This is a genomic window from Polynucleobacter sp. KF022 (genome assembly GCF_027924105.1).
Lineage (GTDB): Bacteria > Pseudomonadota > Gammaproteobacteria > Burkholderiales > Burkholderiaceae > Polynucleobacter.
In genome coordinates this window covers 170,054-196,048 of sequence record NZ_AP026972.1, presented here as the reverse complement: position 1 = coordinate 196,048, position 25,995 = coordinate 170,054, and the positions used below count along the sequence as shown (strand labels likewise).

27 protein-coding genes are annotated in these 25,995 nt (G+C 45.6%); 10 read left to right on the top strand and 17 right to left on the bottom strand.

The window, feature by feature from the left end:
- Nucleotides 1-4: 4 nt before the first annotated feature.
- Nucleotides 5-316, bottom strand: coding sequence for a 50S ribosomal protein L21 (gene rplU, locus PKF022_RS01070; RefSeq protein ID WP_011902040.1), 312 nt, complete (start codon nt 314-316; stop codon nt 5-7).
- 75 nt (nt 317-391) lie between these two features.
- On the opposite strand from rplU, the gene PKF022_RS01065 reads away from it, so the two are divergent.
- On the top strand, nt 392-1,396 hold the full coding sequence (locus PKF022_RS01065) for a polyprenyl synthetase family protein (RefSeq protein WP_281776858.1): 1,005 nt from the start codon (nt 392-394) through the stop codon (nt 1,394-1,396).
- Here the strand turns inward: PKF022_RS01065 and PKF022_RS01060 are convergent.
- Nucleotides 1,393-2,328 (bottom strand): reductase, encoded by a 936-nt coding sequence (locus tag PKF022_RS01060; RefSeq protein WP_281776857.1) that lies wholly within the window; start codon nt 2,326-2,328, stop codon nt 1,393-1,395. The two genes, PKF022_RS01065 and PKF022_RS01060, sit on opposite strands and share 4 nt — an antisense overlap.
- Nucleotides 2,329-2,384: 56 nt before the next feature.
- Here PKF022_RS01060 and PKF022_RS01055 point away from each other — a divergent pair, with 56 nt between their 5' ends.
- Nucleotides 2,385-3,152 carry a fumarylacetoacetate hydrolase family protein gene (locus tag PKF022_RS01055; RefSeq protein ID WP_216231210.1) on the top strand — a complete coding sequence of 256 codons (768 nt, stop codon included), beginning with the start codon at nt 2,385-2,387 and terminating at the stop codon, nt 3,150-3,152.
- Between the two features lie 74 nt (nt 3,153-3,226).
- Here PKF022_RS01055 and PKF022_RS01050 read toward each other — a convergent pair whose 3' ends face one another.
- A complete protein-coding gene (locus PKF022_RS01050) occupies nt 3,227-4,246 on the bottom strand; it encodes a 2-dehydropantoate 2-reductase (RefSeq protein ID WP_216231209.1) in 1,020 nt (339 codons plus the stop codon).
- Nucleotides 4,247-4,346: 100 nt separating this feature from the next.
- Nucleotides 4,347-5,762 carry a sodium:solute symporter family protein gene (locus tag PKF022_RS01045; RefSeq protein ID WP_216231208.1) on the bottom strand — a complete coding sequence of 472 codons (1,416 nt, stop codon included), beginning with the start codon at nt 5,760-5,762 and terminating at the stop codon, nt 4,347-4,349.
- A gap of 118 nt (nt 5,763-5,880) precedes the next feature.
- Between PKF022_RS01045 and PKF022_RS01040 the strand changes: the two genes are divergently transcribed.
- A complete protein-coding gene (locus PKF022_RS01040; protein ID WP_281776856.1) occupies nt 5,881-6,855 on the top strand; it encodes a squalene/phytoene synthase family protein in 975 nt (324 codons plus the stop codon).
- Between the two features lie 4 nt (nt 6,856-6,859).
- Here PKF022_RS01040 and PKF022_RS01035 read toward each other — a convergent pair whose 3' ends face one another.
- Nucleotides 6,860-7,372, bottom strand: coding sequence for a methylated-DNA--[protein]-cysteine S-methyltransferase (locus tag PKF022_RS01035; protein WP_281776855.1), 513 nt, complete (start codon nt 7,370-7,372; stop codon nt 6,860-6,862).
- A 117-nt stretch (nt 7,373-7,489) separates the two neighbouring features.
- Between PKF022_RS01035 and PKF022_RS01030 the strand changes: the two genes are divergently transcribed.
- Genes PKF022_RS01030 through zapD form a run of 6 tightly spaced genes read left to right on the top strand, consistent with a single transcriptional unit; the run spans nt 7,490 to nt 12,797 of the window.
- Nucleotides 7,490-8,779 carry a CNNM domain-containing protein gene (locus PKF022_RS01030; RefSeq protein ID WP_216231205.1) on the top strand — a complete coding sequence of 430 codons (1,290 nt, stop codon included), beginning with the start codon at nt 7,490-7,492 and terminating at the stop codon, nt 8,777-8,779.
- On the top strand, nt 8,776-9,855 hold the full coding sequence (locus PKF022_RS01025; RefSeq protein WP_281776854.1) for a GspE/PulE family protein: 1,080 nt from the start codon (nt 8,776-8,778) through the stop codon (nt 9,853-9,855). The genes PKF022_RS01030 and PKF022_RS01025 overlap by 4 nt, the downstream gene beginning before the upstream one ends.
- Nucleotides 9,846-10,892, top strand: a complete 1,047-nt coding sequence (locus PKF022_RS01020) for a type II secretion system F family protein (protein ID WP_281776853.1) — start codon at nt 9,846-9,848, stop codon at nt 10,890-10,892. The genes PKF022_RS01025 and PKF022_RS01020 overlap by 10 nt, the downstream gene beginning before the upstream one ends.
- Nucleotides 10,892-11,392 carry an A24 family peptidase gene (locus PKF022_RS01015; protein WP_281776852.1) on the top strand — a complete coding sequence of 167 codons (501 nt, stop codon included), beginning with the start codon at nt 10,892-10,894 and terminating at the stop codon, nt 11,390-11,392. Before PKF022_RS01020 ends, PKF022_RS01015 begins: the two co-directional genes overlap by 1 nt.
- Nucleotides 11,347-12,033: a dephospho-CoA kinase gene (coaE, locus tag PKF022_RS01010; RefSeq protein ID WP_281776851.1), complete on the top strand. Its 687-nt coding sequence runs from the start codon at nt 11,347-11,349 to the stop codon at nt 12,031-12,033. Before PKF022_RS01015 ends, coaE begins: the two co-directional genes overlap by 46 nt.
- 11 nt (nt 12,034-12,044) lie before the next feature.
- Nucleotides 12,045-12,797: a cell division protein ZapD gene (gene zapD, locus PKF022_RS01005; RefSeq protein WP_281776850.1), complete on the top strand. Its 753-nt coding sequence runs from the start codon at nt 12,045-12,047 to the stop codon at nt 12,795-12,797.
- Here the strand turns inward: zapD and mutT are convergent.
- The 9 genes from mutT to secA all read right to left on the bottom strand — a co-directional run bounded on the left by mutT (nt 12,794) and on the right by secA (nt 22,492).
- Nucleotides 12,794-13,210: an 8-oxo-dGTP diphosphatase MutT gene (gene mutT / locus PKF022_RS01000; protein ID WP_281776849.1), complete on the bottom strand. Its 417-nt coding sequence runs from the start codon at nt 13,208-13,210 to the stop codon at nt 12,794-12,796. The two genes, zapD and mutT, sit on opposite strands and share 4 nt — an antisense overlap.
- A gap of 10 nt (nt 13,211-13,220) precedes the next feature.
- A complete protein-coding gene (locus tag PKF022_RS00995) occupies nt 13,221-14,093 on the bottom strand; it encodes an ATP-binding protein (protein ID WP_281776848.1) in 873 nt (290 codons plus the stop codon).
- Nucleotides 14,094-15,329 carry a bifunctional glutamate N-acetyltransferase/amino-acid acetyltransferase ArgJ gene (argJ, locus tag PKF022_RS00990; RefSeq protein WP_281776847.1) on the bottom strand — a complete coding sequence of 412 codons (1,236 nt, stop codon included), beginning with the start codon at nt 15,327-15,329 and terminating at the stop codon, nt 14,094-14,096. It abuts the gene before it with no gap.
- A 38-nt stretch (nt 15,330-15,367) separates the two neighbouring features.
- Nucleotides 15,368-15,664, bottom strand: a complete 297-nt coding sequence (locus PKF022_RS00985; RefSeq protein ID WP_281776846.1) for a hypothetical protein — start codon at nt 15,662-15,664, stop codon at nt 15,368-15,370.
- A 20-nt stretch (nt 15,665-15,684) separates the two neighbouring features.
- Nucleotides 15,685-15,939 carry a MoaD/ThiS family protein gene (locus tag PKF022_RS00980; RefSeq protein ID WP_216231196.1) on the bottom strand — a complete coding sequence of 85 codons (255 nt, stop codon included), beginning with the start codon at nt 15,937-15,939 and terminating at the stop codon, nt 15,685-15,687.
- A gap of 9 nt (nt 15,940-15,948) precedes the next feature.
- Nucleotides 15,949-17,205, bottom strand: a complete 1,257-nt coding sequence (locus PKF022_RS00975) for an FAD-dependent oxidoreductase (RefSeq protein ID WP_281776845.1) — start codon at nt 17,203-17,205, stop codon at nt 15,949-15,951.
- Nucleotides 17,206-17,215: 10 nt separating this feature from the next.
- On the bottom strand, nt 17,216-19,063 hold the full coding sequence (locus PKF022_RS00970) for an aldehyde ferredoxin oxidoreductase family protein (RefSeq protein WP_281776844.1): 1,848 nt from the start codon (nt 19,061-19,063) through the stop codon (nt 17,216-17,218).
- 20 nt (nt 19,064-19,083) lie between these two features.
- Nucleotides 19,084-19,560, bottom strand: coding sequence for a 4Fe-4S dicluster domain-containing protein (locus PKF022_RS00965; RefSeq protein ID WP_281776843.1), 477 nt, complete (start codon nt 19,558-19,560; stop codon nt 19,084-19,086).
- 166 nt (nt 19,561-19,726) lie between these two features.
- A complete protein-coding gene (gene secA, locus PKF022_RS00960) occupies nt 19,727-22,492 on the bottom strand; it encodes a preprotein translocase subunit SecA (RefSeq protein ID WP_216231192.1) in 2,766 nt (921 codons plus the stop codon).
- 24 nt (nt 22,493-22,516) lie between these two features.
- Here secA and PKF022_RS00955 point away from each other — a divergent pair, with 24 nt between their 5' ends.
- Nucleotides 22,517-23,047 (top strand): hypothetical protein, encoded by a 531-nt coding sequence (locus PKF022_RS00955; RefSeq protein WP_281776842.1) that lies wholly within the window; start codon nt 22,517-22,519, stop codon nt 23,045-23,047.
- A 23-nt stretch (nt 23,048-23,070) separates the two neighbouring features.
- Here the strand turns inward: PKF022_RS00955 and lpxC are convergent, their stop codons facing one another.
- From lpxC to ftsZ, 3 genes are all read right to left on the bottom strand, one after another.
- Nucleotides 23,071-23,985 carry a UDP-3-O-acyl-N-acetylglucosamine deacetylase gene (gene lpxC / locus PKF022_RS00950; RefSeq protein ID WP_281776841.1) on the bottom strand — a complete coding sequence of 305 codons (915 nt, stop codon included), beginning with the start codon at nt 23,983-23,985 and terminating at the stop codon, nt 23,071-23,073.
- A gap of 44 nt (nt 23,986-24,029) precedes the next feature.
- Nucleotides 24,030-24,530: a peroxiredoxin gene (locus tag PKF022_RS00945; RefSeq protein ID WP_216231190.1), complete on the bottom strand. Its 501-nt coding sequence runs from the start codon at nt 24,528-24,530 to the stop codon at nt 24,030-24,032.
- Between the two features lie 112 nt (nt 24,531-24,642).
- A complete protein-coding gene (ftsZ, locus tag PKF022_RS00940) occupies nt 24,643-25,983 on the bottom strand; it encodes a cell division protein FtsZ (RefSeq protein ID WP_281776840.1) in 1,341 nt (446 codons plus the stop codon).
- Nucleotides 25,984-25,995 lie beyond the last annotated feature (12 nt).

Here is a 25,995-nt window from a genome sequence, read left to right as displayed (position 1 = left end):
TGAATTAGGCTTTAATCGTGTTGATCAAAATTTCAGTGAAATTCTGACGATGGCCTTGGTGCTTTTGATAATGCTTGCGACGGCGCATCTTAAAGATTGTCACTTTATCGTGACGTCCTTGGGAGACGACAGTGGCCATCACAGCTGCACCATTAACCAATGGATCACCTAATTTCAGTGAAGCGCCTTCGCCAACGGCGAGGACTTGGTCAAGAGTGATTTCGCTGCCGATTTCCGCTGGTATCTGTTCTATTTTCAATTTTTCGCCTGCAGCAACTTTATACTGTTTGCCACCGGTTTTTATGACCGCGTACATGGTTTGAAACCTCAATTAATATCTACATTTAAGCTAATCCACCCTGGACCAGCTAAGCCCATTATTATATCTTGCATGCCCAGCACTGTCAAAATCAATGACTTAAGCCAAATCCTGGCCCCAATTGCCTTAGATTTCAAGGCCTTAGATGAGGTTATTCGTCAGCGTTTAGCCTCAAAAGTGGCCTTAATTGACCAGATTTCGACCTATATCATCCAGGCCGGCGGTAAACGAGTCCGACCTGCCCTCCTGATGCTGGTAGCCAAGGCCCTGGCTAATGGTAAAGAAACGCCCCACATTCTAGAAATGTCGGCCGTTGTGGAATTTATCCACACAGCCACCCTCCTTCATGATGATGTCGTGGATGAATCCACCCTCAGAAGAGGTCGCGAAACCGCCAACGCCGCTTTTGGTAATGCGGCCAGTGTTTTGGTGGGGGATTTCTTATATTCACGAGCTTTCCAAATGATGGTGGGCCCAAATGATTTAAGAGTGATGCAAATCCTGTCTGATGCAACTAATACGATTGCTGAAGGCGAAGTTCTGCAACTCCTCAACATGAATGACCCGGAAGTAGATGAAGCCAGCTATTTGCAAGTCATTCGTTATAAAACAGCCAAACTATTTGAAGCCTCTACTGAGTTAGGCGCTATTTTGGCCAATGCTACCGATGTGCAACGCGAACAAGCTGCTGCATTTGGGCGTCACATTGGCACTGCTTTTCAGTTAATGGATGATTTACTAGACTACACCGCCAATGCTGCACAGATGGGGAAAAATGCGGGTGATGATTTACGTGAGGGCAAGCCTACGCTGCCTCTCATCTACTTGCTAGAAAATGGCAGCCACGAAGAGCAACTCTTAGTACGCGCAGCGATTGAGCAAAATCAAGACTTACCAGATGATGTTTTTACACAAATACTCGCTGCCGTACAAAACTCGGGTGCACTCGATTACACGCAAGCTGCAGCTAAACGTGAAGCTGATCTAGCTCAGTCATACCTCAAAGACTTCCCTGTAAATGAAGCCAGTAAAGCGCTAGAAGCCCTGTGCGCTTACTCTCTTACAAGACAAACTTAAGTTCCTAGGCTACTGACTCTGAGCTCACGCGCAGTAATCCGGACCTGCTCGGCCTCTTCACGTAATCGCACAATTTCTTGCGAAGACAATTTATCTAGATTGGAATAATCCAATTTCCAAGATGGGTCAGCTGACCATATCAACGGCGATTGAACTGTTGTGCGCGGCGCGGGAGCCGATTCCAAAAGACGTAGTGCTAATTGAAAATTGAAATCCTGCGAAACAATATCATTTGGTTTAGCAGCTGCGTTACCTAATGGAAAATCGCTAAACAACAATCGCGGCACCCCGCAATACTCAACAATATCTTTTGCTGCAGCCATCACTACCGTTGAAATTCCAGCAGCCTCTAAATAGCGCGCCAATAAACTTTGGCTCTGATGACAGATTGGGCAATTCGGGATCAATACTGCTACATCAACCCCATCCGCCAGAAGCATTTCTAAAACACGAGGAGCATCAATTTCCAATGTGTGGCGCTGACTCCGATTGGTGGGTAAGCCATAAAAATTCTGCGAGATTGCCTTCACCCCTCCAGCAGTAACTACTCTCTTGGCAGCTTCGAGCGGAAACCAACAATTAACATCCTCCATATTCGCGTTTTTGCGATCAATTCCCACGTGGGCGATACGCAAATCAATTTTTTTCTCAATCGCTTGCTGGTATGGCTGATAAAACTTGGCTGCAGCGTTGTAAGGCGCGCCCTGACCTTGTGGACCCTTATCCGAGTCATATGGGACGGCCGTTGTAATGAGCCCCAATACTGATTGAGCCATCGGTTTTTTTAAGGTGCTAAAGGGAACATCAATATAGTGCGCCCAAACATAAGGGTTCTCGTAACCCAAACCCAAGTAATAACTGCGGGTGCGCTCCATGTAACGAACCGGTTGATCCTGTTCTGGTGCAAAAGTAAGCTCAGAAGTCCTAGACATCAATTCATCCCTGTAAGATATTGCATATCAAATATTTAACTTCATAGGAACTTATTATGGCTCAGTGGCTTAGATTTCAACATCAAGGAAAAAGTGGTTTGGGACAGGTGCAGGGCGACCAAATCGCCGTGTATGAAGGGGATTTATTCAACGGCCCCAAGGCGACCGGTGAAACCATCAAATTATCCGATGTCACTATCGATATCCCATGCACCCCTTCAAAAATGGTTGCCATGGTGGATAACTTTCATGCTCTGGTCACCAAGCTTGAGCATGCTGTTCCAGCTGAGCCCCTCTACTTTCTTAAAGGCAACAACTCTTTCTTGGCAGCAAACCAAGTGATTCGTACGCCGAAGTCCTACACAGGAAAAGTAGTTTACGAAGGCGAGCTTGGCATTGTGATTGGCAAGCGCTGTCATGAGGTGGATGAAGCAGAAGCTGCAAAAGCGATCTTTGGATACACCTGCATCAATGATGTAACTGCTATTGAAATTCTCAATCGCGACCCTGGTTATGCGCAGTGGACTCGTGCAAAAAGCTTTAATACCTTTGGTGTGTTTGGCCCCTATATCACCACAGATGTTGACCCAAGCAAACTAAGCATCAAGACGATCCTCAATGATCAAGAGCGTCAAAACTATCCTATCGCCGACATGATTTTCCAACCCGCGAAATTAGTTAGTCTGATCTCGCAAGACGTTCCACTCGAAGCGGGCGACATCATTGCTTGCGGAACTTCGGTTGGCGTTGGCTCAATGAAGCCCGGTAGCAATGTCAGCATCATCATTGATGGCGTAGGACAACTCGATAATCGCTTCGAATAATTGAGGCGCACATAAAACAAAAACCCTTGCTATGTTCAGTAGCAAGGGTTTTTTATTTGCGAAAGCTTTGCTTTTTAGTAACCCGATACTGAAGGTAACGCTAAGCTGCCTTTAGAAGCTTGGACATTTTCATCTAGATACTTCGTCAAAGCAAAAACGGTATTCAAGCAAGGGGTTGGAGTTTGCGTGATCTTGCCAAGCTCAATAACTGAACCCAACAATGCATCAATTTCCAAGCTACGGCCAGCCTCTAAGTCTTGCAACATGGAGGTTTTGTGCTTACCAACTTTTTCAGCGCCTGCGATACGACGCTCAATATCAACACGGAAAGTAACGCCCAACTTCTCAGCAATGGTCTGTGCTTCTGCCATCATGTTGCGCGCTAACTCTTTGGTTAATGGGTATTGGCAGATACCTTCCAAGGTGCCATGAGTCAGTGAGCTAATTGGGTTGAAAGTCATATTGCCCCAAAGCTTGAGCCAGATCTCAGAACGAATATCGTCCAAGATAGGTGACTTGAATCCAGCTGCGCCCATCATCTCGGACATCTTCTGAATGCGCTCTGTAGTCTTGCCATCCAGCTCGCCCAATGGGAAGCGGTTGCCTTCCACGTGACGAATCACGCCGGGCGCTTGTGTAAAGGTTGCCGGATACACTACGCAACCAATAATGTTGTTTGGATTAATCGCATTCTTAGCAACGCCACCAGCATCCACCGTTTCCACGGAGTGGTCTTGATACTCGCCACCCAGCTTTTGGAAATACCACCAGGGAATACCGTTTTGCATCGGAATCAAAATGGTTTCCGGCCCCATGATCGCAGCCAAGTCATCAATGATCGGCTCCACTTGATGCGCCTTCACTGCCAGAATGACTACATCTGGAGTTTCAGCATCGCGAATTTTTTCAACAGCTTTTACTTGGGCAACCAAAGGCTCTGGTTGGTCATCCATAATGAGAGCAAGGCCTCGCTCTTTAATCGCCGCTAAAGTTGCGCCACGAGCAACAACAGTGACATCGTTGCCTGCTCGCGCCAACATGACAGCCAGGTAACCGCCAATAGCGCCACCCCCACCGATCACACAGATTTTCATAGGAACTCCATAAGAACTAAAAATTTTGAATTACTGACATTTTAATTGGCTTTTTGCGCTGCAGCAATTATGGTTGCCTATTTTTTAAGCAACTATTGTCCTAAATCGCCTTTAATTGATCTCTGGGGACCAGGCTACCTAAAAGCATGCCTGCAATACTGGCCATGAGACCGGCCAATTGTGGCGGCATGATGGCATCCGGCGCCAAAGTTTCGCAGCTGATCCAGACCGTAAGGCCCCCAACTACCGCCAACAATCCCCCTAAAGAATTCGCTCTTGACCAATACACGCCAAAAGCCAAAGGAACAAATGCGGCTACTAAAGTCACCTTGTATGCGTTCTCGACCATCTTGAAAATAGATAGGTTTGAATTAATGGCAAAAAATGTTACGACCACAGCAAAACAAAGAACGGTAATTCGCATCACCTTCAATAAATCCTGGTCGGATAAATGCTTGAAAAAACCGCGCACAATGTTTTCAGCAAAGGTGACTGAGGGCGCCAATAAAGTTGCACTCGCACAACTCTTGATGGCCGATAAGAGGGCGCCAAAGAACATGACCTGCGCAATGAGTGGCGCATGATTCAGAATCAGTTTCGGCAAGATCATTTGTGGATCGGTATTTAAATATTGCTTCACCAAATCCGGACTAATCAAGATTGCTGAGTAAGCCAAGTACATCGGCACAAAAGCAAATATGAAATACAGCACACCACCCAGTAAAGCAGCCTGAACGGCAATATTGACATTCTTAGATGAAGTAATCCGCTGGAATACATCTTGTTGCGGGATAGAGCCCAACATCATGGTGCACAAAGCAGCAACAAAACCCAAGATGGATGCCAAATTCATATCCGGCCAGAAGTTACTGAATTGACCAGCTGCGGCCGCATGCTCAATGACCACACCAATACCACCAGTCTGTGATGTCATTTCACCGCCGATATAGAGCATGCCAATTACGATGATGATCATTTGAATAAAGTCCGTAATGGCAACTGACCACATCCCACCAAATAAGGTGTAAATCAAAACGCTACCCGCACCAATCAACATGCCACCCGTCTGAGAAATGCTGCCCTCAGAAACGACGTTAAATACGAGGCCCAAGGCTTTAATTTGTGCAGCCACCCAACCTAAATAAGAAACCACAATGCAGAGGGTCACTAAAACCTCCACCGTACGGCCATACTTTTCACGAAAGAAATCACCAATGGTCAGCATGCGACGGTTATACAAATGTCGTGCAAAAAAGAGACCGACCAAAATTAGACATAGTGATGATCCGAATGGATCAGAAACTACGCCTCCTAAACCCTCTTTTAGAAAAGTAGCGGGAATGCCTAAAACAGTTTCAGATCCAAACCAGGTAGCAAATACTGTAGCGGTGACAATCGGCAACGGCAGACTATGTCCAGCCGCAGCAAAGTCAGCGGTATTTTTGACTCGCAGGGCAGCCCACAAACCAATTCCTACCGAGACAACCCAGTAAATAATGACGAACCAAATTAGCACGCCTATATGCTCCTTCTGAAATTTGATGAAATTATATGGCCATGTCACTTTTGACAGTTAGCAAAAAACACCCCCTTGTAACACCCCATGAAAGACGCCGGTCTGACATAATTCAAGAGTGAGAGCACCCAAGCAAATCCCAATATCAAGCCCGTCCGCTGATCTGGCATACCAAAAGGCCATTCTGAACTCCGTATCGCGCACTTTTGCTCTCACCATACCGCTTCTCCCCCCAAGTATTGAAAAGGTAGTTGGCAATACCTACCTACTTTGCCGCATTGTTGACACCATTGAGGATGCTGCAGAATTAAGCGCTCAAACCAAGCAGGCACTATCGGCACTTTTTTTAGATGCCGTACTTGAAAAGGTCTCCGTTGAAATTTTTGTTAAGTCTTGTCTTGAGGCGTTAAAGAATTACAGCAATCCAGATGAGCTCGATTTAATTACAAATACACCGACTGTTTTAAGAATTCTGCATACCTGCTCTAGTGACGACCAAAAGGCTGTGAGTCGATGTGTTTCCATCATGTCAGAAGGAATGTCTTTTTTTCATGGAAAACAAAATCAAGCTGGCCTTCAAGACCTCGCTGAGTTTGAGAAATACTGCTATGTGGTTGCTGGCGTAGTTGGCGAGTTACTCACCACCATATTTAGCAATCACTCACACGCTTTTAAAAAAGAGCTCGTAGGGCATGAGAATTTAGCCATTGCATTTGGTCAAGCACTGCAAATGACCAATATTCTTAAGGATTCCCCTGAAGACAGGGCGCGCGGAGTCTCCTGGAAGCCAATCGATATGAGTCAGGCAGAGCTATTGAAGATCGCCCATCAAAAATTACAAGACTCTTTAAAGTACATCCTGCTGATTCCCAAGCAAGAACAGGGCATGAGGCGTTTCTGTTTTTTAGCTTTTGGCTTGGCAGTAATGACGCTTACAAAAATTGCTAATCGCACAGAATTTAATAGCAAAGATGAAGTAAAACTCTCCAAAAGTACGGTAATGCAGTTTTATAGCTTTACCAAGCTTGCCGTAAAAAGCGATATGCTGATGAAAGCTTTTTTCTATCTCAACAGCAGAACCCTGGCCAAGTAAAAACCTATAAAGCACCCTCATGCTTTAAAAGCCAAAGCTTTATTTGGCGATACAAACCGGGAGAATTTTCTTTCATAAACCCGCCAATTCCTTGGGCTGAAACCACCCTATGACAAGGTGCAATAAGAGGATAGGGATTCGCACCACATGCCGTACCTACTGCGCGTGGCCCGCTTTTGATTTTCTTAGCTAACTCGCCATAGGTCTTCGTTTTACCGGCAGGAATATCTTGAATGCTAGACCATACTTTTTTCTGATGCTCAGTACCTGCTGGTTTTATTGGTAAATCGAATTGCCAATGAGGATCTTTAAAGTATTCCTTGCACTGACGCGCTACCTCTTTTGCCAATGCGTTCTTAGGTGGAATCAATGCCGCATCTGTTGGCAAGTAGTCGATTTTGGATAACATCAAACTCCCCTCCACCAACTCCGTCGTAACTCCCAGACGCCCGAAAGGCGCTGCAATCACGCAGTAACTGGGGGAATTAGCGATTTTTGGCATTCGAGATGCTGTCATAGGGATTTATTCTTACACAATTAAACACAGTAGCTGACTACCCTTTACTCTATAGCTATAGCTCCCTAAATAGCACTTTGCTATATTGACTCATACTTACTTTTTTAGGCAAAACTCATGGACACCTTTTTTGACGATTGGCCGTTTTATAGCCAAGTTGCTCTAGTCCTATTCTTACTTGCGTTATCTGGCTTCTTCTCAATGGCAGAAACCAGCATGCTGTCCTCTAACCGTCATCGCCTCCGTGCAATGGCCAATAGTGGCAATGCGGGTGCAGCACTGGCTGAAAGACTCTTAAAGCGCATTGATTCATTGCTATCAGTACTACTCATCTCCAATAACCTTATTAATACTGTTTTACCAATTCTGGTAACGGGCATTGCCCTGCATATTTTTGGTGATAGCGGTCTTGTGCTCTCTATTGCAACTCTAGTGGTTGCATTGCTCATCATTATCTTTAGCGAAATTACCCCCAAGGTGATTGGAGCAGCATTTCCAGAAAAAATTGCGTCCAATGTTGGCTGGTTTATTTTGCCACTCACTTTTTTACTCAAGCCTTTACTCTGGTTTATTAATAGCTTTGTCTCAGGCTTGATGAAAGTATCCGGCTTGCAGTCATCTTCCGATAGCAGAGCCATGAGCAAAGAGGAGTTACGCAGCCTAGTTTTGGAATCAAACCGCTTTGTCTCCAATCATCATCGCAATATTTTGCTCAACTTGTTTAACCTCGAAAACATCACTGTTGATGATGTGATGACCCCTAGGTCGAAGATTGAGGTTTTGGACTTATCAAGACCAATTGATGAAGTTGTTCAGCAATTAGAAACCTGCTATCACAACAAATTACCAGTATGCGACCAGGATTCGGAACGCATTGTTGGCATCCTCTCAGTGAAAAAAGCTTTGTCATTATTGGGTGATACCGATTTAAAACATGAGGACTTTAGAGTCCTGTTGAATGAGCCCTACTTTATTCCTAGCGGCACGCCAGTACTGCAACAAATGCAGTTCTTTCAAGACAACCAGCAGCGCTTGAGCTTAGTGGTAAATGAATATGGCGAAGTATTAGGTCTAGTAACTTTTGAGGATATTGTTGAGGAACTGATTGGAGAGTTCACCACCTCGTTCTCAAACCTTTCAACCGATCCTCATTGGCTTGCTGATGGCACTTACCTCGCCAGCGGCAGCGCCTCTCTAAGAGACCTCAATCGTCTGCTCAATCTCAATCTTCCGCTAGACGGGCCGCGCACATTAAATGGCCTCATTCTTGAGAAGCTTGAAGCCATTCCCGATCATGATGTCAGCATTCGAATTGCTGGCATCGTTATGGAAATTGTTCAATTTGATGAACACGGCGTAAAAACTGTAAAACTCTACCGGCCAAGCCAAGCTCAAGAACAAGATTGAGCGTTGCCAAAGATGATTCGCTAATTATTCGTACATGGTATGAAATTGCTGCTCATGCCATTAATGCTAGAGCGAGTGATATTCATATTGAGGCTGGGTCACAAGCAACCCTCGTTCGCTTTCGCATAGACGGTTTACTTCAAGTCCACTCACACTTTCCTATTGAATTACATGAGCGCCTGATTGCTCGCATCAAGGTCCTAGCTCGCCTTGATCTTGCAGAGAAACGTCTTCCGCAGGATGGCCGTCTTTGTATTGGTCTCAATTTCTCTAAACCCAATATGGATTGCCGCGTTTCAATCCTACCCACTCTTTATGGAGAAAAAGCGGTTATCCGTATATTGCCAAGCCGTATTGAAGATCTTGATCTTACGGAAATTGGTCTCCTGCCAGATCAATTCACTTTATTTCAACAAGCACTTTCTCAACCGAATGGACTCATTCTGGTAAGTGGTCCAACAGGTAGTGGTAAAACACGTACGCTTTATAGTTGCTTGCGATATCTTAATCAATCTCATCGTAATCTTTGTTCTATAGAGGATCCGATTGAAATTCGACTAGCGGGAATTAATCAAGTTGCATATCACCCGCGGGCAGGACTCGACTTTCCAACGATCATTCGCGCCCTGTTACGCCAAGATCCCGACGTCATCATGATTGGAGAAATTCGCGATGCTGCCACATCACAATTAGCGATTCAGGCGGCACAAACTGGGCACCTGGTTTTGAGCACATTACACACCCGCAATGCTCGTGGAGTATTGCCTCGACTAAAGAGTCTTGGAATTGATCAAGAGTCACTTGAATCCTGCTTGTTAAGTGTCAGTTCACAGCGCTTAATCAGAATGGCTTGCCGCCAATGCCAAAAACTCAAGTCAACTGAAAAAGTCCAATGCTCTAGCTGTGGTGGCAGCGGCTACTTTGGCCGTATTGGAGTTCATGAGGTGCTCAACAGCAGCAAAATTTTTGACTCATCCATTTCATACACTCGAATGCGGGATGCCGGATTGACTCATGTACATGCAGGTCTTATTACTCAGGCAGACCTAGAGTCAGAAGTCGGCTTATGGCGCTAAGCAAGCAAAATCAATTACATTTTGCTGACCAGCTCTTGACACTCCTAAAGTCTGGTCTGCCACTTCTTAATGCGGTTGCACTCATTTACTCTACTGCACCAAAGTCTTGGCTTCCCTGGATCAGTATCATTTATGCGGAGTTAAAAAAGGGAGAGAGTTTTTCTCAATGCTTGGGAAAGCAAAATAATCAATTCTCCATGGAGTTTATTAACCTAATACGAGTAAGCGAGCGTACAGGCGACCTTGATCTAGCACTTCAAACAATCTGCAAACAGCTAGAGGCTCAAATTGAACTGCGTCAAAAAATTCAACAGGCAATGAGTTACCCCACCATCACCCTGACAAGCTCGTTTCTTTTGGTGATTGTGATGATGATTTGGGTTGTGCCTGTCTTTAAGGATGTTTTCACTCATTTTCAAGCGGAGTTACCAACCCCAACCAAGGTATTGATCGATATATCAGCATGGTTCGAAGCGTTTTACATTAATCTGCTGATTACTTTAGTAGTCATTGCCGGATTCTTTAGCATCGCATGGGCCAAGTTGCCTAAGTTACAAAAATATTGTGATCGACTTGGCTTCTACCTACCCTTAGTTGGCCGACTACTCCAGCTAGCCACTCTGACTTATTGGTGTCGCACACTAGGTCATCTACTGCAATCTGGATTACCCTTGCCAGATGCCCTCAGGGTGACCGCCCAATCATCCAACCATTGGCTTAGCCATGATTTCAGCGCAGAAATATTCAAACACCTAACCCGTGGCTGGTCACTTGGAGATGCCATCATTAAAGCGGATCCAAGACACATACTATTTGATCAGGAAACACTACAGCTCTTAACAATTGCATCTGAAAGTGGTGCGCTGGCTGATATGCTACAGAGGCGCGCAACAATATTGAGCTCTCGGTTAAGTAATCGCTTGAACACTCTAAGTCATAGCCTAGAGCCTTTATTAATTATTATTGTTGGACTCATTATTGGAAGTCTAGTCATCATTTTGTATCTCCCTATCTTTAACCTTGGGCAAATTGTTTAATGGGTAATATTGCTTTTGCGGGTTGGATTCAAATATTCCTAATATTGGTCTTGGGCTATTTGGCGTACTTTGATGTCCGCACTTTCCAACTACCAGATGCCATCACACTGCCACTCACCCTGGCGGGCCTCTTGTTTAACGGACTCTCAAAACAGGGTTTCGTTTCTTTTCAGGATTCGATCATTGGCGCCTTTCTTGGTTATGCCGGCCTATGGCTCTTAAATGCACTCTATCGGGCACTCAAAAAACAGGATGGTATTGGTATGGGAGATGCAAAACTATTAGCAGCCCTAGGGGCCTGGCTTGGCTGGTTGGCCTTACCGAATATCTTGCTAGTAGCATCTTTAACTGGGCTGATTGGTGGCATTGCTTGGCTGCAATGGAATAAGCAAAATCGCATGTCAGCTTTTCCATTTGGACCATTTCTGGCTATTGCTGGCATCATTGAGTTGTTATGGCCACAGACTATACAAATCTTCCTTCTGAGCAATCTAGCTTAGGCATACTAAAAGGGCAGTTACCCCTTGTAGGTCTTACAGGCGGCATTGGCTCAGGCAAAACCGCTGTTAGTGACGGACTGGCTAAATTGGGAGCGGGCATAGTGGATACTGATTTGATTGCCCATCAGATTACCGCCCCCCAGGGATCGGCAATTCCTTTAATTCAAAAACAGTTTGGCGCAGAATTTATTGACCCTAGTGGGGCACTTGATAGAGTCAAGATGCGTAGCTTAGTGTTTGCCGACCCTGCAGCCAGAAAATTATTAGAAACCATCACGCATCCCCTCATTCAACAGGAAACAATAAGACAGGCGCAACTTCTTCAGCAAGAAGGTGCCCCTTATCTTGTTTTTGTAGTCCCCCTTCTGGTTGAGTCAGGCAACTGGGAGCACCTGCTAGATTACTTAGTTGTGGTGGATTGCCCAGAAGAAACTCAGATTGAGCGGGTGATGCACCGCAGCAAATTACCTCGAAATGAAGTTGAAAGAATCCTGAAGGCCCAAGCCAGCAGAGCAGAGCGTCTTGCCTGCGCAGATATAGTCATTGAAAATCAGGGCACCCTAGCTGAGTTAGGGGCAGAGGTTTTGAACTTGCACCAAAAAATCCTACAAATTCAGAAAGATCGCTCAAGTTCGTCATAGAATATGGGCTTGTGATTGTCTACGAATACCCCTTCAATGAATTAGTTCGAAGCATGCTTCGACTGGAGTATTTGTTCGCCCGCTTTAATCACTTTGTCCGCTCCGATGACCCAGAGTTACATCACAACGCTATCTCTATTTTGTTTGATCTTGGTGACATTGGTGCACGCGGAGATATCAAGTCATTACTACTGAAAGAATTTGAGCGCCAAAAATATGCTCTCAATGGATTAAAGTCATCGCAAAAAGTAGATCAAGAGGCGCTATCACAAACACTTTCTGAAATTGATGCGGTTGCAACCAGCATCAACCAATCTGCTGGGCGCCCTAATTCAGTTATTACCGAAAGCGAATGGTTAAACGCTATTCGTACTCGCTTAAATATTCCAGGCGGCACAAGTCCAATTGATTTGCCAAGTTACCATGCCTGGAAAAATAGCCCTACATCTGAGCGTCGTGAGTTACTAGAGAAATATATTGGCCCCCTCTTGCCTTGGCAAGAAGCATGTCAATTATTTTTAAGGCTTCTTCGCCAATCAGGTGAAGCTAAAGATGTTGTTGCGCATAATGGGTCTTTTCAGCAAGCCCCATCTGGCAAGGTGTATCAACTAATGCGTATCGCCATTGAAGATGATTCGTTATTTTCAGAGATAAGCGCGAATAAATATTTACTCTCGGTACGCTTTTTACAGTCTGAGCGTGATAAAAAAGCGCAGCTGGTAAATGCCGATGTGCCCTTTAAGCTAACACTCTGTCAGTTTTAAGCTAAAGCCCTTTTAAGGCACTCCAGCATTGGCCAAGCAGCCGGCAGCAAAGGTTCAACGCTCGGTGATTCTGCGGCAACTGACTCCCAAGATAATGCCTGTCCTTCACACCCCTTGGGTGTGCCAGACCAATTCCGAATAATGCTCACATATAAACGAACATAGGCATGTGGATAATCATGTTCGAGAACTGTCAGCTCTTCACTTGCATGAATATCGATGCCAAGCTCTTCTTGAAGCTCGCGTTGCAGCGCCTGAAAAACGGTCTCCCCTTTCTCAACCTTTCCACCAGGAACTTCCCAATAACCTGCGTAAGGTTTTCCTGCAGGCCTCTGACCTAAAAGATAGCGCCCCTCAGAATCTATCAATATTCCCGCAGCAACAACAGTAATGGGGCGTTGGATTTCAGACATGAAAAGTAGCTTAGGCTTTTGAGCCAGCCCAATGCTTGGCAAATTGCCAAGCAACACGCCCCGAACGTGATCCACGCTCTAGCGCCCACACCAAAGCCTCAGACCGAGCAGCTTCAATTTCTTTAGAACTCAATCCAAAATGCTTCAACCAATGTGCCACGATTGCCAAATACTCATCTTGCTTAGGTGGATAAAAAGATAGCCAGAGACCGAAGCGTTCAGATAAAGAAATTTTTTCTTCTACCACTTCACCAGGATGAATTTCGCCATCATCGTTATGAACATAACTCTCGTTATCTTTCATGTACTCGGGCAACAAATGACGTCGATTTGAGGTGGCGTAAATCAAAATATTGTCGACTTGGGCAGAAACAGAGCCGTCTAAGGCTGATTTCATAGCCTTATATCCAGACTCTCCATCCTCAAAGGATAGGTCATCACAGAAAATAATGAAACGCTCCGGACGCTCTGCCAGAAGCTCGGTAATGTCTGCCAAATCCGCCAGATGCTCTTTTTCAACCTCAACTAGACGCAGACCCTGGCTAGCAAATTCGTGCAAGCTCGCCTTAATGAGAGAAGACTTTCCAGTCCCTCTCGCGCCTGTCAATAAAATATTGTTAGCCGGTTTTTTCTGAATAAAGTTTTTAGTGTTGTCACGAATAGCGTCTCGTTGACGATCAATATTCTGCAGATCATCGAAAGTGATATCGGATACATGCTTTACTGGCTGTAAAAATCCAATGCTGCCAAAAATACTATCGCGACGACGCCATCTAAATGCAGTTGACGATTTCCACTGCTCTTCAGTTAAAGGCTTGGGTAAAAAAGTATCTAGGTGGTCTAAAAGACGGTCTAATTTTTCATTCATATTTGAGGCGGTCATTTATGAGCGGTAGTCTGCATTAATCGATACGTAGTCATGAGATAAATCACATGTCCACATAGTTTGCGTAGCTGTGCCACGACCCAAATCAATCTTCACGGTAATTTCTGGGGCCTGCATTACTCGCTGACCATCTGCCTCTTGATAATCAGGATTACGACCACCATTTTTAGCGACCCAAACGTCGCCTAACCACATTTGTACACGGTTAACATCTAAGTCTGTAATGCTGGCATAACCAATAGCGGCAAGGATGCGGCCTAAATTAGGATCACTAGCAAAGAAGGCTGTTTTAACCAAGGGTGAATGCGCAACCGCTTTGGCAACTAAACGACACTCTTCAGGAGTTTTTCCGCCAACTACTTCAATAGTCATGAATTTAGTGGCGCCCTCACCATCACGCACGATCATTTGCGCCAGCTTGCGAGCTAAAGCAATTAACGCATCGCGCAAGATTGCATAACTAGCATCATTGATTGATTTGATTTGCACCGCCGACTGACCCGTCGCCATGATGATGAATGAGTCATTGGTCGAAGTATCACCATCAATCGTGATGGCATTAAAAGAAAGGTCTGCAACTTCACGTGTCAGGTTACCCAATAGGCCTGGTGCAAATCCTGCATCAGTCGCAATAAATCCAAGCATCGTCGCCATATTAGGATGAATCATTCCCGCACCCTTACAGATGCCTGTAATGGTAACTAAGCCAGCAGGCGTCTCCACGGTGACTGATGTGGCTTTAGGCTGAGTATCGGTGGTCATGATGGCTTCAGCCGCATCAAACCAGTTGTCCTCACCTAAATTGGATACTGCTTTTGGCAGGGCGGTGATAATTTTTTCAATCGGTAGCGGCTCAAGAATTACGCCTGTTGAAAAAGGCAAAATTTGCTGAGGATTAATCTGCAGATCTTTTGCCAATGCTGTGCAGGTTTCCAGGGCATGCTTCATGCCTGACTCACCCGTACCGGCATTCGCATTACCCGTATTCACCACTAGAGCTCTGATCTCACCATGACGACCCTCTTGTGCCAAGTGCTCGCGACAGACTTGTACGGGGGCAGCGCAAAATCGATTTAAGGTAAAAACACCTGCTACCTGTGAACCAGGCGCTAAAGTCATCACCAAAAGATCTTTACGGTTCGCCTTTTTAATGCCGGCTTCGGCAATACCCATTTGAAAGCCTTTAACAGGCTTGAGTTCGGATTTTTGCGGGAGGGGTAAATTAACAGCCATAAGAACACTCGATCATTTGAAGTAAATAAGAGGGAGGCCTAACCTCCACCCCTCCGAGTATAAAGATCAAATCGGTTTAAGGCCTGCTCAACCTGAGAAGGACTGAGGCTTTGAGCAAAAACAAGTTTCAATTCTAGAACTGGGATATTGAGAAGCGCAATTTTGCGGCTGGGACGGCTAAAGCCAGAGATCTCTACGAGGGGATTCTGAGCCTGAAGCAATACTTTTCCATTGAGATCCAAAGATGCTGACGAATAGAGTTCGCCCAATGCTTGAGGCAGCCAGCGAGTCAAATCCTCGATGGAGCAACCCATCTCTCTTTTAATCTGATACATGCCGCGAACAGCCCAAAGCCTTAACCACCGGCCACTGGTGGGCAAATAGCAAGGGCGTCTTTCTCGCTGAGAACGTATTGGTCGCGTTGATCAGGCTTGATATAAACACCATTGACCATCACTAAGTGGGCCGATTTACCAGGAATATTGAAGAGCTTGATGATGTCGCCGATCGTACTACCAGCGGCAACCTCGATATCAGCTTCAATGCCATTCTTTTTATTGGGCGGTAAATAGCTTGCCAAGCTGGCAAACAACTTCAAAGTAATTTGCATTCCTGAAGCTTAATTCATCCAAGCCGATTGTGCTTGACCTGCTGCTAAATAAGCTTTCATTGCTTGGGTGGGGTCTGACATTAAGACTTCTTTCCATTCGCCTAATGGAATTTTTCCTTGGATTAAGCCCCGAAGTACGCCGATATGTTCAGTGCTGCCAACGCATGTTGCACCAACCAAAACATCGCCAAGAAACTCTAGGCGCAAGTATTTGTATTGTTGCAAATCTACCCACTCCACATGGTCTCCACCTTTGGCGCCAGACCACAAACCAAAAGAAGAGGAAATTAAGCCTAAGGTATCAAGAACGTTAATTTGAAGTGCGCCCAAACTTTCAACATCACCACCAGTCATGGCTATAGCAGCGATTCTGGCCTGCTCAGCAGCATTGGGCTGGATCGCGTTAACAATACGTTCTCCAGTGGAAAAATCAATGCTTTCTGTTACATCCCCTGCCGCATAAATATCCAGATCAGAAGTTTGCATTCTCTCGTTGACTAAAATTCCTCTTTGAGTTTCAAGTCCAGATGATTTCAGATAAGCGATATTAGGCTGAACGCCTGTTGCTGAGATAACCAAATCCACATCTAAAGACTCTCCATTGGACAGTTTTACCGTCAAACCTGAGTTGGCTTTTGTAATAGCTTCCACCTTAGTGTTGGTATGGACCTGCACGCCTTTACCTTCAACCCATTTTTTGATCATGCCCCCGGCTACAGAAGTCATCATTCTCGGAACCATACGATCACCCATTTCTACGACCGTTAGCTCTACTTTTCTACTAGCTAACGCCTCAAGAATGATGCATCCGATAAAGCCCGCACCCATCTGCAACACACGCGACCCTGGTTTCGCTAACTTCGTAATCGCACGCGCATCATCCAGAGTCCAGCATGGATGAACTCCAGGCAAATCAATTCCCGGAATTGGCGGCTGAACAGGAACAGAACCCGTAGCAATCAGCAATTTATCAAATTGAATAGACTGGCCATTTTCTAACTCTAATTTTTTTGCTTTTGAATCAACTGAAATAACTTTTGCGCGCACCTGCTCAATATTGAGTTTTTGATAATGATCAGCATCCTTGCGCAAATAAGTGCCCGACTCCTGAATGTTGCCCATCAGCAAGTAAGGAATAGCCATTCGAGAATATGGTGGCGCATCCTCAGATCCAATCATCACGATTTGATCGCTAGGCGAACGTTTTCGAATTGTTTCTGCCGCAATGACGCCGGCAGGGCCATTGCCTAAGATGACATGCTTCATAGATGCAAGCTCAAAGACCTAGACGCTTCAATGTTTCAGCACTTGGACGACCTTCAGCATCCCAACCACGAACTTGGTAATACTCGGGAAGCATCTTATCTAGACCACTGACTACGCCCTTGCCTGGGCCAGTTTTAGCAGCCTCTTCCATCAAACGTTTAGGCAATTTATCGTCCTTGTTTGTAAAACCAGCACGATTATTAAAGTCACGCTCCATATTCCAGATACGCTCACCGATCGTAGTTAAATTCTCAACCGTGAATTCATCACCGCATGCAGCCTGTAGTTGTGGAGCCACATCAGCCAAGGTCCATGCAAAGCTGGTAAAAATACAAATACCAGCGGCATCAAATGCTGCAGTAGCATCCTGGAAAGCCTTCACTAGCTCAGGTTTGCCCTGAGTATCAGCCGGCTCTGTTTTAACTGGAATACCTAGTACTTCAGAAGCAATGGTGTATCCACGCAAATGGCAAGCACCACGATTTGATGTGGCATAGGCTAAACCAATCCCCTGAATAACGCGACCGTCATAAGCAGGAAACTCTTGACCCTTCACACTCATAGACAAATCTGGATGGCCATATTTTTTGGTGAGGCGTGCGGATCCCTGACCAAGCTCTTTACCAAAGCCTGTTCCATTAGCAGTAATTTCTGCAAAATAACTTAAAGCTTTTGCTGAACCAAACGGCGCCTCAATCCCTAACTGCTCTTTTGTCAGAACACCCATCTCATAGAGTTCCATGACAGCACCTACGGTAGCCCCAAAGGAGATCGGGTCAAAGCCATCTTCATTACAGAGCATATTGGCATACTGCAATGCTTCGAGATCATTCACGCCATTGGCTGCACCTAGCGCCCAAGCTGCCTCATACTCCAATCCACCGCTCGCTCCAAAATACTGCGGCTTGTTTTCAACTGTAAAGTGGGTTTCATCAATCTTTGAAATTCGTCCACAGGCAATCGTGCATCCAAAACAAGCTTGATTAGTAACTAGGTGTGCTTTGCCATCCGAGGGTCGTGGAGTAGCCATAGCTTCAGCAGAAATATCCTTAGCCCCATCGAACTGCACATCTTGATGATTACGCGTTGGCAGACCTCCAATTTCATTGATGACGTTCATCAACACTTGGGTGCCATATGTTGGTAGGCCCTGTCCAGTAACAGCATTACCAGCCAGCACTGCTTTTGCAGCAGCGGTTGCTGCCATAAAGCCTTTTGGATCTTTTAGATTGCCAACCCCCTTAGTACCTCTAACAGCAATAGCCTTAAGATTTTTGCTGCCCATCACCGCGCCAACGCCAGAGCGCCCAGCAGCGCGATGCAGATCATTTACAACTGCAGCGTAAAGAACTTGATTCTCACCAGCACGTCCAATGCAAGAGACTCTAATTTGCGGATCTTGATGCTTCGCTTTAATCGCCGGCTCAGTTTCCCAAACTGTCTTACCCCAAAGATCAGAAGCTTCTATTAATTTGGCGTTGTCATTTTCAATGAAGAGGTACACGGGCTTAGGGGACTTGCCCTCAAATATCACCATGTCCCACCCAGCCATCTTGAGCTCAGCACCCCAATAACCACCAGAGTTTGAACAGGCTATAGCTCCTGTTAAAGGACCTTTAGTAACCACGGTGTAACGACCGCCAGTGGATGCCATCGTTCCTGTCAAAGGGCCTGTTGCCCAAATAATTTTGTTATCTACAGAAAGGGGGTCAGTTTTTGGATCCAACTCCTCCACTAAATATTTAGAAGCTAAACCACGAGAGCCTAAATATTCTTTAGCCCACTTCATATTGAGCGGTTCAGATTGGCAAGTGCCCTTGCTTAAGTTAACGCGGAGTAGTTTTCCAGCCCATGACATGATATTTTTCCTATACTTTTTTAGTTAGCGTTATCTTGATTGCCGAGCTTATCGGCCCATTCACGCATTTTGTCTAAACCAGTCCAATCTGCATCCACGTATGTAATAGCTTGGGTTGGACATGCTGTGGCGCACGCAGGATCACCACCGCATAAATCGCACTTTTGAACTTTACCGGTATCTTGCACATAGTTGATAGTGCCAAAAGGGCAAGAAATTGTGCAAACCTTGCAACCCACACAAGTATCTTCTGAAACTACTTTGGCGCCAGTAACCAAGTCCACTCGAATGGCGTCTACAGGACAAGCCTGCAAACACCAAGCCTCCGAGCATTGCGTACAGGTATAGGGGACTTTTTTGCCGGTCAGGTGAAACTCAAATACCTTGATACGAGATTTGGAGGTATTAAACACTCCGTAATTCTCATAACTGCAGGCCATCTCGCATTGAAGACACCCAGTACATTTGTCTGCGTTAATAAGCAGTGACTTTTGCATGTCGATTCCTTTTAGCAATAAATGCAATTTGTTGCATATTAGAACCAATAATCATCGAAATTAGCACTCCTAGATAGCTAGGGAAAGCCCTGAAGGTAAAAGCTTGTAGATAAAAGAAAGGGGGCTTTAAGCCCCCTTGGATAACACTTTTTAAAACCCTTATTAGTTAAGCTAGTGCGCCGCAGCAGTTTTTGTATTTCTTACCACTACCGCAGGTGCAGGGATCATTACGCCCTACCTTTGGCCCTACTCGAAGTGGCGCTGGCTGAATATCAATTGCAGCACCACGATCACCTGTTGAGCCTGCTACCTCTTTATCTGGATCGGCATGCTGGTATTGAACGTCGGATAGTCTTGCTAAGTCGTCATTCATTGATTCAGAAGCTTGATCTAGCTCGCTTGCACTTCGAATCTGGACTGTCATGATGTTCTTCACAACATCATTCTTAATGACATTAAGTAATTCACCGTACAACTCGAATGCTTCACGGCGATATTCTTGCTTAGGATCCTTTTGAGCGTAACCACGCAAATGAATGCCTTGACGCAAATGATCCAAGGCAGCTAAGTGCTCGCGCCAGTGGCTATCGAGGCTGTATAAAAGCACTGAGCGCTCAAAACCGGCAAAGGATTCGCGACCAGAGAGATTTACTTTTGAATCGTATGCGTCTTTAGCAGCCTGCAATACACGCTCAACGATTTCAGAATCATCTACGGTATCGGCGCCCTCAACCCAATTCTTCAAGTCAACAGTCAGGCCCCACTCGCTGGCCAAAACATTTTCCAAGCCAGTGAGATCCCATTGCTCTTCCATGGACTCATGAGGTACGTAAAGTGAGCATACTGAACGCAATACATCTTCACGTAAATTAGCAATTAAGTCGCCAATATCATCACTCTCAAGCACTTCATTTCTGAGGCGGTAAGTTTCTTTGCGCTGATCATTGGCAACGTTGTCATACTCGAGCAACTGCTTACGAATATCAAAGTTACGGCCTTCAACTTTGCGCTGAGCTGACTCAATAGAACGAGTCACCATGCCTGCTTCAATCGGCTCGCCATCCGGCATCTTCAGTCGATCCATCACGGCGCGCAGACGATCGCCCGCAAAAATACGAAGAAGTGCATCATCTAATGAAAGATAGAAACGGGAAGAGCCAGGATCACCTTGGCGACCGGAACGACCTCTTAACTGATTATCAATACGGCGGCTCTCATGGCGCTCAGTGCCGATGATATGCAATCCACCTGATGCAAGAACCTGGTCATGAATACTTTGCCATTCATCTTGCAATTGCTTAATCTTGGCTGCTTTTTCAGCTTCAGAAAGAGCGCTATCAGCCTCAATCAATGAAGACTGCTTGCCCACATTACCGCCCAACACAATGTCAGTACCACGACCTGCCATATTGGTAGCAATCGTGATCATTTTTGGACGGCCTGCTTGGGCAATAATTTCTGCTTCACGAGCATGCTGTTTAGCATTCAAAACTTGGTGCGGCAACTTACGCTGATCAAGTAGCTTTGCGATCAACTCGGAGTTTTCAATCGAGGTAGTACCCACCAATACTGGCTGCCCACGCTCATAACAGTCTTGAATATCTTTAATCACCGCATCATAGCGTTCGCTAGAGGACTTGTAGATCTGATCTTGCTTATCTTTTCTTTGGCTAATACGGTTTGGAGGAATGACAACTGTTTCTAGGTTGTAAATTTCCTTAAACTCATAAGCCTCTGTGTCAGCGGTACCAGTCATACCAGCCAACTTGCCATACATGCGGAAATAATTTTGGAAAGTGATCGTAGCTAAAGTTTGATTCTCATTTTGAATCTGCACGCCTTCTTTAGCTTCCACAGCTTGATGCAATCCATCAGACCAACGACGACCTTGCATCAAACGGCCAGTAAATTCATCAACAATGATTACTTCATTATTTTGAACAACATAATGTTGGTCGCGGTGATACAAAGAGTGTGCGCGCAAGGCTGCATACACGTGATGCATCAAAGTAATATTTTGTGGCGCGTATAGGGAGTCGCCATCATTTAGCGCACCTAACTGAACCAATACAGCCTCAGCCTTATCATGACCTTGCTCTGTCAGATAAACCTGTTGAGACTTCTCGTCTACCCAGTAGTCACCCGGCTTCTCAACACCAGTGCCGTCAGCCTTCTCTTCACCAATCTGACGCTCTAAATAAGATGGCAGTGCATTGATCTTGATATACAGATCGGTATGATCTTCTGCCTGGCCAGAAATAATTAATGGGGTACGAGCCTCATCAATCAAAATGGAGTCAACTTCGTCAACAATTGCGTATGCTAAGCCACGCTGTACTCGCTGACCCAAATCTTGAACCATGTTGTCACGCAAGTAGTCAAAGCCAAACTCATTATTTGTGCCGTAAGTAATGTCTGCCGCATAAGCTTCTTGCTTAGTGGTGTGATCCATCTGAGATAGATTGACACCCACTTTCATACCTAAGAAGTTGTAGAGCTTAGACATCCATTCAGCATCACGCTGTGCTAAATAATCATTCACAGTTACAACGTGGACGCCCTTACCAGTTAGTGCATTTAAGTAAACTGGAAGGGTCGCAGTTAATGTTTTTCCTTCGCCCGTGCCCATCTCGGCAATCTTGCCCTGATGCAAGGCTAAGCCACCCAAAATCTGAGCATCGAAGTGACGCATCTTCATCACGCGAACGCTTGCTTCACGGACTACCGCAAAAGCTTCCGCTGCAATGTCGTCCAATGATTCGCCAGATGCAAGGCGTGACTTGAATTCTGCAGTCTTTGCAGCAAGTGCAGCATCATCCAAAGATTGCAGGCTCGCTTCAAAAGCGCCGACCTTGGCAACGACTTTGCGATACTGTTTTAAGAGGCGGTCGTTACGACTGCCGACCAGGGTTTTAAGAAGACCGATTACCATGGGATATTGAAGAAAATTAAGTCCTTGAGTTTATCACCCGCAACCCCATTTTTTATGAACTTCACCCCTAAATCCTCCCGCAAGCACACAGCTCATGACTGGATGGATTACCTACGAGAATCCAATGGTCTTGGGAGTATTTTGGCCAAAACGGAAGACCTAGCCAAGCTCAAGGCGAATATCCACGCCGCCCTGAAAGCTCTGGATTTAGGGCATTTCAGCCCCAAAATTGATGCGGGGTGGCGTTCCGGCCCCCAAGAAGAGCTTTTTTTGCTGGTTAATAGCGCCAGTATTGCCAGTCGCCTTCAGCAGATTTTACCTAGCTTAATCAAAGAGTTAGAGAAAAAAGGGGTCTCTTGCAAGGCAATCATGGTACGGGTTAAGCCTGCACCACCAGCCTGGGAAGTAAAACCTCGCCCTGATGCTCAACGTGAAAAGCCAAAGGGGTTAAATGATGTAGCCAGGAAATCCTGGGAGTCACTTTTAGAAAGACTAGAGCCAGAGTCAAGCTTGCGCTCAGCTATCGAGAAGCTCCTTAAAAACAAGTCGAAATAACTTAAAAGACTGTCTCAGATCTCTTAGAAAAAGAGTGGCTGACTTGCTTGAGAATAGGCACCAGGCGCCTTATTTTCAGCAAAAGAGCTGATTTCATAAGAGCTTGGATCTTCCAGAAGCTTACGTAAAAGCGCATTATTGAGAGCGTGGCCTGATTTCTCAGCAACATAAGCCCCCACAATCGGATGCCCTATGAGATAGAGATCACCAATCGCATCCAAGATTTTGTGACGCACAAATTCATCTTCATAACGAAGTTCTTCGTTATTTAAAATTCGATGCTCATCCAAAACTATTGCGTTATCTAAACTGCCTCCACGCGCTAAACCCATCTCACGTAGCGCCTCAACTTCGTGAGCAAATCCAAAAGTACGTGCACGACCAATTTCGCTGCGATAAGCATGTTCTGCAAAATCCACTACAAAACGTTGACCTGTTTTATCTACAGCAGGATGCTTGAAGTCAATCGTGAAATCTAACTTAAATCCAAAGAATGGTTCTAGACGTGCAAGCTTGTCGCCTTCACGAACCTCTACCGGTTTTTTAATAACGACAAATTGGCGCGGTGCCTCTTGTTCAGCAATACCTGCTGATTCAATTAAAAATAAAAAAGAGGCAGCGCTACCATCCATGATAGGCACTTCCTCACCATCGAGCTCAATGAATAAATTATCAAGACCGAGTCCAGCGCAGGCTGATAACAAATGCTCAACCGTAGAGACGCGTATGCCATCTTTCTGGATCACAGAGGCCAGCCTGGTATCACATACTGCTAAAGCGGTTGCGGGAACAACAGACTGCTCAGGTGTATCTACCCTAACAAACTGAACCCCTGAATTTACCGGCGCAGGTTTAATAGAAATCGTGACCTTACGACCAGAATGCAAGCCAATCCCCACGGTTTTCACCGGAGTTGCGATAGTGCGTTGCTTCATCATATTTAGCTATTTAAATTCAGGGGATATTTGTTAAGAAATTCTAATTACAGCTTTTTCAAAATAGAAGCGGCGTCACTTACTTCAAACTTACCTGGCGCTTCACGATCCAGTGACTTTACAACACCATCTTCAATAATCATTGCATAGCGATCAGAGCGCACGCCCAATCCGCGAGCTGTTAAATCTAACTCTAAACCAAGTTTTTTAGTGAACTCAGCGCTACCATCGCCCAACATGCGAATCTTTTTGCCCACCTTCTGATCACGACCCCATGCACCCATCACAAATGGGTCATTCACAGAGATACACCAAATCTCGTCAACACCCTTTGCTTTAATCGCATCACAATGCTCGACATAACCAGGTACGTGTTTTGCAGAACAAGTAGGTGTAAATGCACCAGGCAATGCAAAGATAACAATCTTTTTTCCTGCTACCAACTTCTCAACTTCAAAGGCATTTGGCCCCAAGGAGCAGCCTTCAGTCTCTTCATTCATAAATTCATAAAGAGTAGCGTTTGGTAATTTTTGTCCAACAGCAATCATGACATCTCCAATAAATAATTGTTAGTAAGCATGCCAACGCAAGCGCGGGATTCGTCGTCCGGAGGGGCGCCGCGCTGGCATTTTGCAATTACCTATTTTATTAAGCAGTCAATTAATCTGCTTGCTTACGCAAAAAGGCTGGGATTTCATAGTAATCAGCCCCTTTGTCCAACATGGATTTGGCCTGTGGAGAACTATCTGCACCTAATGTAGGCGCAGGAGTCGCTTCACGAGAGCTACGAAAAACACGTGGCAAATCATATTGGCTGTAATCAACTCCAGAAGTTGCTGGCTGAGCTGCCATTGCTGGAGCACTACCAGCACCAGTCAAAGCCAAACCTGCGCTAGTTCCCAAAGCAGAGTCCATGCTTACTTTGCTCATTGCAGCGGATGGGCTTGCAGGCGCAAAACTATTGAGATCTGCCATTGTTGGCATTGCATCGTGTGTACCAGTAGCCTGCCTCCAAACTACTTCTGGCTGGTTATTTTTACGAGCTTGAGGATTATTCAAACCAGTAGCAACTACAGTCACACGTAAGGCGTCGCCTAAGCTCTCGTCGTATACAGTACCGAAGATAACTGTTGCGTCATCTGCAGCGTAGCCGCGAATCGCAGCCATTACTTCACGAGTCTCAGACAACTTCAATGAACGGCTAGCAGTAATGTTGACCAATACACCGCGTGCACCAGATAGATCAACACCTTCGAGCAATGGTGATGCCACCGCAGCTTCAGCAGCCAAGCGTGCACGATCCATACCAGAAACAGTGGCAGTTCCCATCATGGCTTTACCTTGCTCACCCATCACAGTCTTAACGTCTTCAAAGTCAACGTTGATCAAACCTTGAACATTAATAATTTCTGCAATGCCAGAAACCGCGTTATGCAAGACGTCATCAGCACAAGCAAATGCTTTATCGAACTCAGCATCTTCTCCCATTACTTCAAAGAGTTTTTCATTGAGTACAACGATAAGTGAGTCTACATATGACTCAAGTTCTGTAGCGCCGTTTTCAGCAACTTTCAAGCGCTTTACACCCTCGAAATCAAATGGCTTACTAATCACGCCAACAGTGAGAATGCCCATTTCTTTTGCCACTTGAGCAACAATCGGAGCTGCACCAGTTCCAGTGCCGCCACCCATACCAGCAGTAATGAACACCATATGCGCGCCTTGCAAGGTATCGGCAATACGAGCTCGCGCCTCTTCAGCAGATGCTGCACCGATTTCTGGTTTAGCCCCTGCACCCAATCCGCTAGAGCCCAGTTGCAAATTCACAGATGCCTCAGAGCGCTGTAAAGCGCCAGCATCGGTGTTCATGCAAATGAACTCTACGCCGTTAACACCACGACGGATCATGTGCTGGACAGCATTACCACCAGCGCCACCAACTCCAACCACTTTAATAATGGTCTTGCCAGCTGTTTCTTGATCTAACATTTCAAATTCCATATACCCTCCTAG

Bases quoted from the DNA above. Each gene is read 5' to 3' on its own strand.
- rplU (WP_011902040.1), bottom strand. From the start codon at position 316: ATGTACGCGGTCATAAAAACCGGTGGCAAACAGTATAAAGTTGCTGCA.
- PKF022_RS01065 (WP_281776858.1), top strand. From the start codon at position 392: ATGCCCAGCACTGTCAAAATCAATGACTTAAGCCAAATCCTGGCCCCA.
- PKF022_RS01060 (WP_281776857.1), bottom strand. From the start codon at position 2,328: ATGTCTAGGACTTCTGAGCTTACTTTTGCACCAGAACAGGATCAACCG.
- PKF022_RS01055 (WP_216231210.1), top strand. From the start codon at position 2,385: ATGGCTCAGTGGCTTAGATTTCAACATCAAGGAAAAAGTGGTTTGGGA.
- PKF022_RS01050 (WP_216231209.1), bottom strand. From the start codon at position 4,246: ATGAAAATCTGTGTGATCGGTGGGGGTGGCGCTATTGGCGGTTACCTG.
- PKF022_RS01035 (WP_281776855.1), bottom strand. From the start codon at position 7,372: ATGACAGCATCTCGAATGCCAAAAATCGCTAATTCCCCCAGTTACTGC.
- PKF022_RS01030 (WP_216231205.1), top strand. From the start codon at position 7,490: ATGGACACCTTTTTTGACGATTGGCCGTTTTATAGCCAAGTTGCTCTA.
- PKF022_RS01020 (WP_281776853.1), top strand. From the start codon at position 9,846: ATGGCGCTAAGCAAGCAAAATCAATTACATTTTGCTGACCAGCTCTTG.
- PKF022_RS01015 (WP_281776852.1), top strand. From the start codon at position 10,892: ATGGGTAATATTGCTTTTGCGGGTTGGATTCAAATATTCCTAATATTG.
- coaE (WP_281776851.1), top strand. From the start codon at position 11,347: ATGGCCACAGACTATACAAATCTTCCTTCTGAGCAATCTAGCTTAGGC.
- mutT (WP_281776849.1), bottom strand. From the start codon at position 13,210: ATGTCTGAAATCCAACGCCCCATTACTGTTGTTGCTGCGGGAATATTG.
- PKF022_RS00995 (WP_281776848.1), bottom strand. From the start codon at position 14,093: ATGACCGCCTCAAATATGAATGAAAAATTAGACCGTCTTTTAGACCAC.
- argJ (WP_281776847.1), bottom strand. From the start codon at position 15,329: ATGGCTGTTAATTTACCCCTCCCGCAAAAATCCGAACTCAAGCCTGTT.
- PKF022_RS00985 (WP_281776846.1), bottom strand. From the start codon at position 15,664: ATGTATCAGATTAAAAGAGAGATGGGTTGCTCCATCGAGGATTTGACT.
- PKF022_RS00980 (WP_216231196.1), bottom strand. From the start codon at position 15,939: ATGCAAATTACTTTGAAGTTGTTTGCCAGCTTGGCAAGCTATTTACCG.
- PKF022_RS00975 (WP_281776845.1), bottom strand. From the start codon at position 17,205: ATGAAGCATGTCATCTTAGGCAATGGCCCTGCCGGCGTCATTGCGGCA.
- PKF022_RS00970 (WP_281776844.1), bottom strand. From the start codon at position 19,063: ATGTCATGGGCTGGAAAACTACTCCGCGTTAACTTAAGCAAGGGCACT.
- PKF022_RS00965 (WP_281776843.1), bottom strand. From the start codon at position 19,560: ATGCAAAAGTCACTGCTTATTAACGCAGACAAATGTACTGGGTGTCTT.
- secA (WP_216231192.1), bottom strand. From the start codon at position 22,492: ATGGTAATCGGTCTTCTTAAAACCCTGGTCGGCAGTCGTAACGACCGC.
- lpxC (WP_281776841.1), bottom strand. From the start codon at position 23,985: ATGATGAAGCAACGCACTATCGCAACTCCGGTGAAAACCGTGGGGATT.
- PKF022_RS00945 (WP_216231190.1), bottom strand. From the start codon at position 24,530: ATGATTGCTGTTGGACAAAAATTACCAAACGCTACTCTTTATGAATTT.
- ftsZ (WP_281776840.1), bottom strand. From the start codon at position 25,983: ATGGAATTTGAAATGTTAGATCAAGAAACAGCTGGCAAGACCATTATT.